This window comes from Novosphingobium sediminicola (genome assembly GCF_014196525.1).
In the GTDB taxonomy this organism is placed as follows: Bacteria; Pseudomonadota; Alphaproteobacteria; order Sphingomonadales; family Sphingomonadaceae; genus Novosphingobium; species Novosphingobium sediminicola.
This window is the reverse complement of record NZ_JACIDX010000005.1, coordinates 171,516-184,934: the sequence shown is the minus strand read 5'-3', so window position 1 is coordinate 184,934 and position 13,419 is coordinate 171,516. Positions and strand designations below refer to the sequence as shown.

The 13,419-nt window shown below is 64.2% G+C and carries 12 protein-coding genes and 1 pseudogene; 2 read left to right on the top strand and 11 right to left on the bottom strand.

Annotated features, from left to right (window positions below):
- Window positions 1-51 precede the first annotated feature (51 nt).
- The 5 genes from rodA to GGR38_RS08225 all read right to left on the bottom strand — a co-directional run bounded on the left by rodA (window position 52) and on the right by GGR38_RS08225 (window position 5,868).
- Window positions 52-1,170, bottom strand: coding sequence for a rod shape-determining protein RodA (rodA, locus tag GGR38_RS08245; protein ID WP_183624423.1), 1,119 nt, complete (start codon window positions 1,168-1,170; stop codon window positions 52-54).
- The gene (mrdA, locus tag GGR38_RS08240) at window positions 1,167-3,257 is read right to left on the bottom strand and encodes a penicillin-binding protein 2 (protein WP_183624421.1); all 2,091 of its coding nucleotides are present in this window, start codon (window positions 3,255-3,257) and stop codon (window positions 1,167-1,169) included. The genes rodA and mrdA overlap by 4 nt, the downstream gene beginning before the upstream one ends.
- On the bottom strand, window positions 3,257-3,790 hold the full coding sequence (locus GGR38_RS08235) for a rod shape-determining protein MreD (RefSeq protein WP_183624419.1): 534 nt from the start codon (window positions 3,788-3,790) through the stop codon (window positions 3,257-3,259). The genes mrdA and GGR38_RS08235 overlap by 1 nt, the downstream gene beginning before the upstream one ends.
- Window positions 3,791-4,741 carry a rod shape-determining protein MreC gene (locus tag GGR38_RS08230; RefSeq protein WP_183624417.1) on the bottom strand — a complete coding sequence of 317 codons (951 nt, stop codon included), beginning with the start codon at window positions 4,739-4,741 and terminating at the stop codon, window positions 3,791-3,793.
- Window positions 4,742-4,821: 80 nt separating this feature from the next.
- Window positions 4,822-5,868 carry a rod shape-determining protein gene (locus GGR38_RS08225; RefSeq protein WP_168602564.1) on the bottom strand — a complete coding sequence of 349 codons (1,047 nt, stop codon included), beginning with the start codon at window positions 5,866-5,868 and terminating at the stop codon, window positions 4,822-4,824.
- Here GGR38_RS08225 and GGR38_RS08220 point away from each other — a divergent pair.
- Window positions 5,843-6,025, top strand: coding sequence for a hypothetical protein (locus GGR38_RS08220; RefSeq protein WP_183624607.1), 183 nt, complete (start codon window positions 5,843-5,845; stop codon window positions 6,023-6,025). The two genes, GGR38_RS08225 and GGR38_RS08220, sit on opposite strands and share 26 nt — an antisense overlap.
- Window positions 6,026-6,158: 133 nt before the next feature.
- The gene (gene mutL / locus GGR38_RS08215) at window positions 6,159-7,985 is read left to right on the top strand and encodes a DNA mismatch repair endonuclease MutL (protein ID WP_183624415.1); all 1,827 of its coding nucleotides are present in this window, start codon (window positions 6,159-6,161) and stop codon (window positions 7,983-7,985) included.
- Between the two features lie 3 nt (window positions 7,986-7,988).
- Here mutL and GGR38_RS08210 read toward each other — a convergent pair whose 3' ends face one another.
- From GGR38_RS08210 to rplY, 6 genes and pseudogenes are all read right to left on the bottom strand, one after another.
- Window positions 7,989-9,230, bottom strand: a complete 1,242-nt coding sequence (locus tag GGR38_RS08210; protein WP_183624412.1) for an alkaline phosphatase family protein — start codon at window positions 9,228-9,230, stop codon at window positions 7,989-7,991.
- A gap of 37 nt (window positions 9,231-9,267) precedes the next feature.
- Window positions 9,268-9,747 carry a MaoC family dehydratase gene (locus GGR38_RS08205; protein WP_183624410.1) on the bottom strand — a complete coding sequence of 160 codons (480 nt, stop codon included), beginning with the start codon at window positions 9,745-9,747 and terminating at the stop codon, window positions 9,268-9,270.
- The gene (ychF, locus tag GGR38_RS08200; RefSeq protein ID WP_183624408.1) at window positions 9,747-10,850 is read right to left on the bottom strand and encodes a redox-regulated ATPase YchF; all 1,104 of its coding nucleotides are present in this window, start codon (window positions 10,848-10,850) and stop codon (window positions 9,747-9,749) included. The genes GGR38_RS08205 and ychF overlap by 1 nt, the downstream gene beginning before the upstream one ends.
- 137 nt (window positions 10,851-10,987) lie before the next feature.
- Complete coding sequence (locus GGR38_RS08195; RefSeq protein WP_183624406.1) at window positions 10,988-12,256, bottom strand: PEP-CTERM sorting domain-containing protein; 1,269 nt, start codon at window positions 12,254-12,256, stop codon at window positions 10,988-10,990.
- Window positions 12,257-12,387: 131 nt separating this feature from the next.
- On the bottom strand, window positions 12,388-12,954 hold the full coding sequence (gene pth, locus GGR38_RS08190) for an aminoacyl-tRNA hydrolase (RefSeq protein WP_183624404.1): 567 nt from the start codon (window positions 12,952-12,954) through the stop codon (window positions 12,388-12,390).
- Between the two features lie 114 nt (window positions 12,955-13,068).
- Window positions 13,069-13,356, bottom strand: a pseudogene (rplY, locus tag GGR38_RS08185) (50S ribosomal protein L25); the annotation flags it as partial.
- Window positions 13,357-13,419: the final 63 nt, after the last annotated feature.

The following is a 13,419-nucleotide window of genomic DNA, read 5'->3' as shown; positions in this document are numbered from 1 at the left end:
GGGGGCGCAAGTGATTCTTTCAAAAAAATTGCGTGACTTGTTAATCGCGCCTCAGCCCAGCCTGCCGCCGGTCCGTTTGGTCCAGCGGTCAACGGCCATGATCGTGCCGATACAGATCATGTTGGTCATCATCGAGGACCCGCCATGGCTGATAAAGGGCAGGGGAATGCCCACCACAGGCGCCAGACCCATGACCATCATCATATTGATCGCCACATAGAAAAAGATCGTCGCGGTCATGCCTGCGGCCAGCAGTTGGCTGAAGCGATCCGGCGCGCGCCGCGCCACGCCCATGCCCCAGCGGAACAGCACGACAAAGAACACGAAGAGAATAAACAGCCCCCCGATCATCCCCCATTCCTCGGCCATGGTGGCAAAGGCAAAGTCGGTATGGGCCTCGGGCAGGTATTTCAGATGGCTCTGTGTGCCATTGCCCAGCCCCTTGCCAAAGAAGCCGCCCGAACCGATGGCGATCTTCGACTGGGTGATGTGATAGCCCGAACCCAGCATGTCGGCCTCCGGGTCCATGAACACCAGCACGCGCTTGCGCTGATAATCATGCAGCGCGAAAAAGAAGGCGAGGGGGGCCACCACGGCCGCCGCCGCGCCGCCGCTGATGAACCACCACATCGGCACGCCCGACATGAACACCACCACCACTGCGCCAAAACAGATCGCCAGCGCCGTACCCAGATCAGGCTGCAGCATGACCAGAGCGGCAGGAACGCCCAGCAGGATCAAAGGCGGCACCAGCGCGCGCCAACTGCGGATCAGCGTGGGCGGCAGGCTGGCATAAAACAGCGCCATCACCAGCACGATCCCAGGCTTCATCAGTTCCGAAGGCTGGAGGTTCATAAAGCCGATGTTGAGCCAGCGCTGGCTGCCCCCGCCGACCTTGCCCACCGCCTCGACCAGCATCAGCAGGAACACGAGGCCGCCATAGATCGGATAGGCCGATTGGCGAAAGGCGCGTTCGGGCAGGCGAGAAATTGCAATGGCCAGCGAGAGAAACAGGCCGAAGTTGAAAATATGCTTCCACGCATAGGGCGACCAATGGCCCCCCGCCGCCGACCACAGCACCGTTGCGCCAAACAGCACCAGCGCCGTAAGCGGGATCAGCACCCGCCATGGCAGGCCGCGCAGAGGCGCGGGGATGACAGTCATGCTCATGGATGCTGGCCCGCTGTGCCCGAGGGGGTGGCCGAAGGCGCGGGGGATGGCGCGGGCGCGGGCGTGTCGTCCGCAATGGGTTCGGGCGCAGGCGGGGCGGCGTCCGACTGGATCGGCTGGGGTGTGGGCCGCGCATCGGCCTCGCTCTCGCGGGCCAGTGCCTCGTCGCTGTCCTGAACCGCAGGCGCGCTGACGCCATATTGCGCGGCATAGGCGCGATATTTGGTCGCCTGCCTCTGTTGCGGGGTGCCGCCCCATCCGGCCTCCAGCGGGGCCAATGCGTCCCACGCCTTCTGCTGATCGAACATATAGGTCATCACATCCTTGGCGATCGGCATGGCCGCGCCCGAACCGCCGCCATGTTCGACCAGCACCGCGCAGGCATAGCGCGGTTTGTCAAACGGGGCGAAGCAGATGAAATGGCCATGGTCGCGGTGGCGCCACAAGCCGCCCTTGCCATTGCCGATGTTGAGGCCGACCACCTGCGCGGTGCCGCTCTTGCCCGCCATTTGCACGCCGGGGATGGGGATGCGCGCTCGCGCGCCGGTGCCGCGCCCGTTGACCATCTCGTTCATCGCCGAGTGGATCAGATCGAGATGCTCCTGCGGGAAATCCAGCGAGGCGGGCGTGCCGATTTTGTCGTCATGCATCAGGCGCGGCAACAGCATCTTGCCGCTGGCAAGGCGGCTCGCGATCACCGCCTGCTGCAAAGGAGTCACCTGCACATAGCCCTGGCCGATGGTGGCGTTCACCGTGTCGTAAATCGCCCATTCCTTGCCATATTTCTTCATCTTCCACGCCGGGTCGGGCACGGTGCCAAAAGACTGGCTGGGGAAGGGCATGGGGAATTTCTGACCATAGCCGATCTTGCGCATGGTCTTGGCAATCTGATCCATGCCGATCTGCTGGGCGAAGTGATAGAAATAGACGTCGCAGGACTGATAGATGCCCTTGGCCATATCCACGCTGCCGTGGCCATGATGGTTCCAGCAGTGGAACACGCGGTTGCCCACGCGCAGCCCGCCCGAACAATTGACCGAGGCCGTGGGCGACAGGCCCGCCTCAAGAAAGGCCAGCGCCACCGTAGGCTTGACCGTCGAACCGGGCGGATACAGCCCGTGCAGCAGCTTGTTGCGCAGCGGCACATGATCGTCATCCGACAGCATCTTCCATTCCAGCCGCCCGACCCCGTCGGTAAAGCTGTTGGGGTCGAAACTGGGCATGGAGACAAAGCACAGGATGTCGCCGGTCAGGCAGTCAATCACCACGCAGGCGCCGCTTTCCGTGCCGATCCGGCGCGAGGCATATTCCTGCAATCCGGCATGAACGGTCAACTTGATCGGCTTGCCCGGCACGTCCTCGCGCGTTTCAAGATCGCGCACGATCTTGCCGCTGGCCGTCACCTCGGTGCGCCGCGCGCCCGGTTCGCCGCGCAGCACCTGATCGTAGACCTTTTCCAGCCCATCCTTGCCGATCTTGAAGCCCGGCGTGATCAGCAGCGGATTATGCTCTTTCTCATAATCCTTGGCATTGGCCGCGCCGACATAGCCCACCAGATGGCCCACGCAGGGACCGGAGGGGTAATAGCGCGAGAAGCTGCGCTGGGGCACCACGCCGGGCATATCGGGCTGACGCACCGAAATCGCGGCGAATTGTTCCCAGCTTAAATGCGATCCGGCCTCGACGGGTTGAAACCCGCGCGCCTTGTCCAGCCGGTCGCGCACATCCTGCAACGCGATCTCGTCCAGCCCCAGCACCTTGGCCAGTTCCTCCAGCGTCTTTTCCTTTTCGATCACCCGGTCGGGGATCAGATCGACGCGGAAATCGGCGCGGTTGCTGGCGATGGGCTGGCCATCGCGGTCCAGAATCCAGCCCCGGCGCGGCGGGATCAGCGACAGGTTGACCCGATTGCTTTCCGCCATCATCTGATACTTCTGGCTCTCGGCCAGAGCGATATAGCCCATGCGCGTGGCCAGCAGCACGCCGACTCCGCCCTGCAGAACACCCACCACCATGGAGCGACGGTCGAAACTGTCGCGCAGCATGGCCGGCGTAATCAATTTTGGCGCTTTCTTGCGCTTTGCCATCAACCCAGCACCCGGAATCGCATCAAACGCCAGCGGTCGATCAGGCCGACCGTGCGCCCCACCATCGGATAGGCCACCAGCGCCACCAACCCTTGCGGCATAATCAGTTCGGGCGCGATCATCCCGCCCGAACGCCCCGCAATCACCCAGCCCAGCGCCAGATAGGCGATGATAAACACCCCCGCCACCAGCCAGTCGGTGAGGAAATTACGCCATGGAAAGCGCGCCTCGATCACATCCATCACGATCATCGTGACCGACCACAGCGCCATGGCCGCGCCAAAGGGGGCGCCGCTGAACAGATCATCGACCATCCCCAGCACCGCGCCCGCCCAGACCGGCAACAGGCCGGGGTGCAATTGCCGCCATGCCAGCAGCGTCATGAAGCCCAGCGGCGGCATGATCGGCGCCATCGCAATCAGCGGCCATCCCGGCAGGCACGAGGCCAGCGCCACCGTGGCCCATGGCGCGGCATAGGCGATCAGCGGCGATGGCGCGCGGCTGATCCTGCGCGAGAGCCGGTTGGCGGGCATTTACTCCGCCGCCTTTTGTTTGGCCGCCTTGGCAGCGGCTTTGGCCGCGGCGTCGGCGTCCGCCTTGGCCTTTACCGGGTCGGCGGGCGGGGGCAGGGTGGGATCATCGCCCGGCGCCCATGCGGGCAGCACGGCCACCATCTCGCTGACCGCCGGATCGCCGAGCACGCGGGCAATCGCCCCATCGCGCGTCAGGCTGGAGACCACCGCGATCGGCGTGCCGGGCCAATACAGCCCGCCCGAACCCGAGGTGACAAAGGCGTCGCCCACCTTGAGCGGATTGAGCCCCAACGTCAGAAGCCGCAATTGCACCGTGCCATCGCCCTTGCCGGTGGCAAAGGCGGGGATCGAATCGCTGGCCCTGCGCACCGGCACCACGCTTTCCGGATCGGTGATCATCAGCACCCGCGCCGAATGGAGGCCGACCTCAAGCACGCGCCCGATCAGCCCCTGATGCGTGCGCACCGGCATCCCGCTTTTCACGCCCTGAAGGCTGCCCACCGAGATCGTGGCATAACGCCGCGCGCTGGCGCTGGTGCTGGCCACCAGCCAGCCAAAGGTGATGGGCTTGGGCGTGTCCGATGTCAGGCCGAGCATGGCCTTGAGCCGCTCGTTCTCCTGTTTCACCGTCGCCAGTTCGACCGCCTGAACCCGGCCCAGCGCGACCTCTTTTTTCAGCCGCGCGTTTTCCGGACCCGAAGTGAAATAGCCCGCCGCCACGCCCCATGCGCCGCCCGCAGCCGAACGCCCCTGCGCCGAGAGCTTCGCCGCAGGCTGGGTCACATCGCTGGCCATATTGCGCAGGGACGCGAAATTGCCGGTGCTGCTCATCGAACCGAACAGCAGCGCGCCGCCCACCAGCGCGCCCACACCGGCGGCCACATAGGCGAAGAAGATATTGTTATGCGCCCTGCGCGAATAGCCCGGGCGCCGGTTGCCTGGCGGAGCCATGCATCCCGCCTTTCCTACGCATTATCTGTCCGCCGTGATCCATGTATCAGCGGCGGACAGGGAACCAACACTTTAATCGATCAGGCCGTCATCAACACGCCGCGATAGATCGGATCTTCCATCGCGCGGCCCGTGCCCAGCGCCACGCAGGACAGCGGATCCTCCGCGATCGACACCGGCAGGCCGGTTTCCTCGCGCAGATAATCGTCCAGCCCCTTGATCAGCGCGCCGCCGCCCGTCAGCACGATGCCCTGATCGACAATGTCGGCGGCCAGTTCGGGCGCGGTGTTTTCCAGCGCGATGCGCACGCCTTCGATGATCGCGCTGATCGGTTCGGACAGCGCTTCGGCGATATTGGCCTGCGTGATCGTGATTTCCTTGGGCACGCCATTGACCAGATCGCGACCCTTGAGGTGGATCGTTTCGCCAATGCCGTCGGCGGGCATCACGGCGATGCCGTAATCCTTCTTGATGCGCTCGGCGGTGGCTTCACCGATCAGCAGGTTATGATGGCGGCGGACATAGGAAACGATGGCTTCGTCCATCTTGTCGCCGCCCACGCGCACCGAAGTGGTATAGGCCAGACCGCGCAGCGAAAGCACGGCCACTTCGGTCGTGCCGCCGCCGATGTCGACGACCATCGAACCCACCGGCTCGGTCACGGGCATATCGGCGCCGATGGCGGCGGCCATCGGTTCGAGGATCAGGTAAACCTGCGAAGCGCCCGCATTGCTGGCCGCATCGCGGATCGCGCGGCGTTCAACGCTCGTGCTGCCCGAGGGGACGCAGATCACGATTTCCGGGTAACGGAACAGACTGCGCTTGCCATGGACCTTGCGGATGAAATGCTTGATCATTTCTTCGGCGATTTCGATGTCGGCAATCACGCCGTCGCGCAGCGGGCGGATCGCCTCGATGCTGTCGGGGGTCTTGCCCATCATCATCTTGGCATCATCGCCCACGGCCTTGACGCTCTTGTTGCCGTTGATCGTCTCGATGGCCACCACGCTGGGCTCGTTCAGCACGATTCCCCGGTCCTGCACATAGACCAGCGTATTGGCCGTACCGAGGTCGATAGCCATGTTTTGCGAACCGAATTTCATGAAACGCGAGAAAAAGGACGACATCGAGGCTTCCGTGGCTTTGCCGGACATTCTGAACGTCCGGCAGGATATTGGGGTGTGGGCGCGCCGCTCCATAACGCATGAGCAGCACAAAGGCCAAAAATTTGTTGGCTCTGTCCTGCAATGCATCAACGGATCGGCGCGAATCGCTTTCGCTTGAACCCGGCCATGACCGATTCATGTGACGATTGCACCAACGCGGTGGCGATTGGCCTCACGCATTTGCGGAAAATCGGTGGAAATTGTCGCGGCGGCGTCCTGCGCTTTGCCTCAAGGCATTCTATATGGGGTTCATGCCGATCATTCGCCGCCTGCCCGAAAATCTGGTCAACCGCATCGCCGCCGGCGAAGTGGTCGAAAGACCTGCCTCCGCGCTCAAGGAATTGATGGAAAATTCCATCGACGCGGGCGCGGGCCAGATCAGCGTCCGCCTGTCCGATGGCGGGCTGGATGCGATCGAGGTCACCGACGATGGCTGCGGCATGGCGCCTGACCAGATGGCGCTGGCGCTGGAGCGGCACGCCACATCCAAATTGCCCGATGAGGCCATCGAGCTGGTCACCACCCTTGGCTTTCGCGGCGAGGCTTTGCCCTCCATCGCCAGCGTCGCGCGCTTTTCCATCGAGAGCCGTCCGCGTGGCGCCGCCGAGGGCTGGCGCCGCGTGGTCGATCATGGCGAGGTGGTCGAGGACGCGCCTGCCGCGCTGCCGCCGGGCACGCGGATCCGGGTGGACAATCTTTTTGCCAAAATCCCGGCGCGGCGCAAATTCCTGCGCAGCGGGCGCAGCGAATATGCCGCCTGCCTCGATGTGGTGCGCCGCCTTGCCATGGCGCGGCCCGAGGTGGGCTTTGTGCTGGAGCATGACGGGCGGCGCGTCCTCTCGGTCCAGCCGGGACAGAGCGGCCCGGCCCGCGTGGCGCAGATCGTCGCGCGCGAACTGGCCGAGGATGGGGTGATTATCGATCTCGAACGTGGCCCGGCGCGGCTGACCGGCGTGGCGGGATTGCCTACGTTCAACCGGGGCGTGGCGGATCATCAGTATCTTTTCGTCAATGGTCGCCCGGTCAAGGATCGCCTGCTGGTGGGCGCGGTGCGCGGGGCCTATGCCGATATGCTGGCGCGTGATCGCCATGCGGTGCTGGCGCTGTTTCTCGATGTTCCGCCCGAGGAGGTGGATGTCAACGTCCACCCGGCCAAGACCGAAGTGCGCTTCCGCGATCCGGCCTTTATCCGGGGCTTTATCGTGTCGGGCCTGCGCCATGCGTTGGAGGGGGCGGGGCAAAAGACTGCCCAGACCCCGGCGGCCCCGGCCATGGCCGCTTGGACATCGGGAATTGGGCAGGTTGAGCCGATTGCTCCTGCGCCCGCGCCCGCTTTGTCGAGCCTGTTCGCCCGCCAATATGCCCCCACTCCCAACCGCGTCAGCGAGGCGGGCGCTGCATGGCGCGGCTATGAGGCGCAAGTGATGGCGCCCGCGCAGGATCTGCCGATGGGCCGCGCCGAGGCTGCGCAGGAAGCAGCGCCCGAGGCCGTCCGTCACCCGCTTGGCGTGGCGCGCGGGCAGGTTGCCCATACTTATATCATTGCCGAGGCGCAGGATGGTCTGGTGATCGTCGATCAACATGCCGCCCATGAACGCATCGTGCTGGAGCGCCTGAAGGCGGCAGGCGCGGGGGACAAGGTGGCCGCCGCGCAGGCGCTGCTCCTGCCCGAGGTGATCGAACTGGACGAGCCGAGCTGCGACCGGCTGGAGGAGGCGATCCCCACGCTGGCGCAGCACGGGCTGGCGCTGGAGCGCTTTGGCGCGACCGCGATGCTGGCGCGTTCGGTTCCCGCCGCGCTGGGCAAGGGAGATGTTCAGGCGCTGGTGCGCGATGTGGCTGACGATCTGGCGGCCAATGGGGACGCGCTGCTGCTGGGCGAAAGGCTCGATCTGGTGCTGGCCACCATGGCCTGCCATGGCAGCGTGCGGGCGGGCCGGGCGCTCAATGTGGCCGAAATGAACGCTCTCCTGCGCGAGATGGAAGTGACCCCGCGCTCAGGCCAGTGCAACCACGGGCGGCCGACCTGGGTGAAGCTGGCGCATGGGGATATTGAAAAGCTGTTTGGGCGGAAATAGGCCCTAACGCAGCGCCTTTTCCACCGGGGCCACCGTCCCGTCGCGGTCCTTGCCGGGCGCCAGACCGATCAACCGGCGCAGCAGCGGCTCGATGCTGACATTGTCGAATACGGGCAGATGCGTGCCGGAGCGGAAGGCCGGGCCGGTGGCCAGAAACAGGGCGCGCATGTCGGGGCTGGCCGGATCATAGCCATGGTCGCCGCCGTCATTGGGGTGTTCAGGGTTGCCGTCCATGATCCGCGCCCCCGGATCGGGCAGGCACAGCCAGTCGGGCACGCGCGGATTGCGACCATAGTGAAAGCGTTCGGGCAATTCGCCCTTGCCCCAGCAATGGATAAAAGCGGGCATTTTCTTGAGGCTTTCGGCCAGCTTCGCCTCATGCCCTGGCACATTGTTGATGAACAGGATGCCGCCATAGGAAACGAGCGCGTAATCTTCCTTGGCCACGTAATCCTTCAGCCAGATCACATGGTCGGGAATGGTATGCGCCATGCCGTGATCTGAGACGATCACCAGATTAACCTGCCGATGCATCCCCGCCAACCCCCGGCGCAGATAGCCGATGGCGGCATCCACATCGCGGATCGCAGCGGTGGTTTCGGGCGAACCCGGTCCATGGCGATGGCCGTTCACATCCACATCGCCAAAATAGAGCAGCGCCAGACCGGGCCGGATATTGGCGGGCCGCCGCATCCAGTCCAGCACCACCTCGGCGCGTTCATGATTGGGCAGATCGGCGTGATAGGCCTGCCAGTCGCTGGCGCGGATGCCGTCGATGGCCGTGGTCGATCCGGGCCAGAACATGATGCCGCTGCGGATATGCGCGCGCTCGGCGGCCACCCAGATCGGTTCGACATGCACCGGGCCGCCGCTGCCGTCCCACCACCATGGCTGCTCGCTGGATTTGCCGAAGATGACGCCGGGATGGGCCGGATCGCTCATCGCGCCATTGATGACGCCATGCCGGTCGGGGCGCAGGCCGGTGGCCAGCGTCCAGTGATTGGGAAAGGTGATCGTGGGAAAGGATGGCGTCATCGTGCCCGACACGCCCTTGGCCGCAATCGCGGCCAGATTGGGGGTGAGGGCAGGGCTGATATAATCGGGGCGAAAACCGTCGATGGAAATCAGGATCGTGGGGATGCGTTCGGGCGCCTTGCCGCGCGCGGCGGCGGGCGGAGCCAGCCCGGCCAGCGATAGAACCAGCGACAGGAACAGGGCGGCCATCAGACGGAAAAATTGTTTCATACCAATGGCCCTGAACCTGTAATCTTGCAAATTCGCGTCAATCCTCAAAGGGGGCTGACGGATCGCGCAAGGCGATCATGCCCGTGACAAGGAAACTCATCACTGCGCGGTTTTCCTGATTGAACACGGTGTTGCGCCGCCGGATCAGACCCATTTCGGGGCGCGAGCGGCTGCGGCGTTTTTCCAGCAATTCCGATTCCACGCGCAGAACGTCGCCCGGATAGACCGGCGCCATCCAGCGCAATTCATCGACCCCCGCGCCGCCCATGCTGGCCAGACCTTTTTCATGCATCTGATCCACCATCATCCGCATGGTCATCGCGCAAGTGTGCCAACCGCTGGCCGAAAGGCGGCCGAAATGACTGTTGGCGGCCGCCTCGTCCGACAGGTGGAATTCATGCGGATCATAGGCGCGGGCAAAGTCGATGACTTCATCACGCTTGACCTCATACTGGCCGAACTTATGCGTTTCGCCCTGTACGAGGTCTTCGAAAAAGGTCTGGAATTCAGCGCTCATTACACGTTGAACTTGAAGTGGAACACGTCGCCGTCCTTGGTGACATATTCCTTGCCTTCCTGCCGCAGCTTGCCCGCATCGCGGCAAGGCGCTTCGCCGCCCAGCGAGACGTAATCGTCATAGGCGATGGTTTCGGCCCGGATAAAGCCGCGTTCGAAATCCGAGTGAATCGCGCCTGCGGCCTGCGGGGCCTTCGATCCCTTGGCCACGGTCCATGCGCGGGCTTCCTTGGGGCCGACGGTGAAGAAGGTCAGCAGGCCGAGCAATTCGTAGCCCGCGCGGATGATGCGCGCCAGACCCGTTTCGGCAAGGCCCAATTCGGAGAGGAATTCGGTGCGTTCTGCCGCGTCCATGCCGACCAGATCGGCCTCGATGGCGGCCGAAACGATGACGGCGGTGGCGCCTTCGGCCTTGGCCTTTTCAAATACCTTGGCCGAAAAAGCATTGCCCGTGGCCGCGCTTTCTTCCTCGACGTTGCAGACGTAAAGCACAGGCTTGGCGGTCAGCAACTGAGCCTGCGCAAAGACGCGGGCTTCGTCTTCATCCTTGGGCACGGTCAGGCGGGCAGGCTTGCCATCGCGCAGCAGTTCCAAAGCCTGACCCAGCACCGAGACGAGAATCTTGGCTTCCTTGTCGCCGCCGCTATTGGCCTTTTTCTGAGCCGCCGCCACGCGCTTTTCAAGGCTTTCAAGGTCGGACAGCATCAGTTCGGTTTCGACCGTTTCGGCGTCCGAAATCGGGTCCACGCGGTTGTCGACATGCTGAATGTCGTCATTTTCAAAACAGCGCAGCACATGGACGATGGCGTCCACTTCGCGGATATTGCCAAGGAACTGGTTGCCCAGACCTTCGCCCTTGGATGCGCCGCGCACCAGACCGGCGATGTCGACAAACGACAATTGCGTGGGGATGATCTTCTGGCTGCCGGCGATTTCGGCCAGCTTGTCAAGGCGCGGATCGGGCACGCCCACCTGACCCACGTTGGGTTCGATGGTGCAGAAGGGATAATTGGCCGCCTGCGCCGCCTGCGTTTCGGTCAACGCATTGAACAGGGTGGACTTGCCCACGTTGGGCAGGCCGACGATCCCGCATTTGAAACCCATCGCTCGATCCTTTTAATCGCCTTGCGGCCTGCCTTTATGCAAGGCAGGCGCGCGTCATTGGCCCCCGCTGTGGCGGGGCCTTGGTCATGGGCGCGCGATGGTCCAGCCAAGGGGCGAAATCAAGGGAAAAGTGGGGTTCAGGCCGCCTTGCCTTCCTCGCTTTGGGCATCATCGGCCTGCCGGGCCGCCGCGCCCTTGCCCCGGCGGCGGCGCCAAGAGGCAAAGCCCAGCCCGGCCACGCCAATGCCCATCAAGCCAAAGGTGCCCGGTTCGGGAACGTCGGTCGCGCCTGCGCCCCCGCCCTTGCCATTGTCCTTGTCGCCAAAGTGGAAACCGTCGAACCAGCCGTTGCCATGTTCACCGTTTCCGCGCCCGCCCGGATCGCGCCCGCCATTGCCGTTATGGCCGTCGCGGTCAGGCCCGCCTGCGCCGGGGCGATTTCCGCCCGGACCGCCCTGTCCGTCGGGTCCACCCGCAGGGCCGCGCCCGCCTGAGGTTGCGCCATCACCGCCGGGGCGAATACTGGGATCGCGCGGGCCAAAGGGATCGCGCCCGCCGGTCGTGCCGCCAGTGGTTGTGGTGCTGCCGGTGGTGTTCGCGCCGCCGGTGCTTCCGCCGCTGGTGGAAACCGCGCCGCCCGAAGTGGTCGAACTGGTGCTGGTCACGCCGCCAGAGGTTGCGCCCTGACCTGAACCCTGACCTGAACCTTGCCCGCTGGCCGATCCGCCGCTGCTGCTCACCGGCTGTGATCCGCCCGATGTCGATCCGGTGCCCTGAGAGCCGGTGCCGCCGGTCGAACCGGTGCTGGTCGTGCCTGCCGACTGGCCATTGGGGATCAACTGGCCGCTGGATGCGCCGCCCGATCCGCCCGAGGGATTGCCGGGGCCGCCGCTGGTTCCGCGCGATGCGGTGGCGCCGATGCCATTGGCGCCATTGTTGCGGGCAAAGCCATTGCCGCTGCCGTCAAACGGCGTGCCATCCGCGCGCAGATTGCCGCTGCCGGAAGGCGTCGCGCCCGTGCCTATCCCGCGTCCAACGCCCAGCGGGCCGCGTGTGTTGGCCAGATTGGCGGGCGAAGTTGTAGCGCCAGTGCCGACGCCCAGAATGGCCGAGCGGCCCTGCGGCGAAGTCTTGCCCGCATCGGGCGCGCCCACGCGAATGGCCAGACCCTTGGCGTCCAGCGCCTTCGAGCCATTGCCCTGTCCGATGCCTTCGCCCAGACCCTTGATCGCGCTCGACACAGTGGCGTTCAGGTCCTTGGGACATCCGCAATCCACTTTGCGCGTCCAGCCCAGAATGGCCAGAATGATGCTGCCGATGGTCACGCCGGTCAGCAGCCAGTTCTGCTTGCGCCCGCTTTGCTGCTGAGCGTCCTGCTGGTGCCCCGGTTGCTGGGTTAGTGCCATGATGCCCCGTCCTGTTGACGCGGCAGGGCACTTTGCCCGCCGATTGCGCCATCTAATCGGCGCGATCTATGGGGCAATAACGGTTGAAGCGCGGTTAATGATAAAGCAACGCGCCAGTAATGCGTTGAAACTCAGGCAAGCCGCAGCGCAATATCATTCATAAAGCGCACATCGTCGCCCTTGGCCAGCCATGGCGCTTCGGCGCCGATCGCGCCCAGCATGTCGGCCAGATCGTCCATTTCGGATTTCGCATAATTGCCCAGCACATGGCCCGTCACACGATCCTTATGCCCCGGATGGCCGATGCCGATGCGCACCCGCCGATAATCCGGCCCCATATGCTGGGCGATGGAGCGCAGGCCATTATGCCCGGCATGGCCGCCGCCGCGTTTGACCTTGACCTTCATGGGGGCCAGATCAAGCTCGTCATGAAAGACGGTGAGGGCGTCGAGGTCGAGCTTGAAAAAGTGCATAGCCTCGGCCACGGCGCGCCCGCTTTCATTCATAAAGGTGGCCGGTTTGAGCAGGATCACCCGCTCTGTCCCGATGCGGCCATCCTGAAGCCAGCCCTGAAACTTTTTCTGCACCGGGCCAAAGCGATGCATGTCCGCAATCACATCGCAGGCCATAAAGCCCACATTGTGGCGGTTCATCTTGTATTGGTCGCCCGGATTGCCAAGGCCCACCCACAATTGCATCGTTTCAATATTCCCATCTGGCGCAAAGAAAAGGCGGGAAAAATGCGCCCTTTGCAAGGCCATCTTTCCCGCCTGTTTCATCGCCGCATCATGCGGCGCCTGTCGCAATTAAGCGCGCAGGAAGTCCACGTGCTCGGCACGGTCGCTCACGGGGTGGAGCGCAACGTCCTTGGCAATGGTCTTGATGGTCTGGCCGTCAACGGTCAGCTCGATCACGCTGTCGAAGAAAGTGCCGGTGTTGAGCTGACGGGTCAGCTCCTTGGCTTCGACGTGGATCGAAATAGGTTCGGCGTTGCCACCATAGATCACGGCGGGCACGCGGCCTTCACGACGCAGGGTGCGGCTGGCTCCCTTGCCAGTCTTCGCGCGCGTCTCGGCCGGCAGGGTCAGGGTATTGCTCATAACACAAGCCTTTCAAAACTTCTGGAACTCTTGATACACCCGACACGCCTCCAGGGATGACCA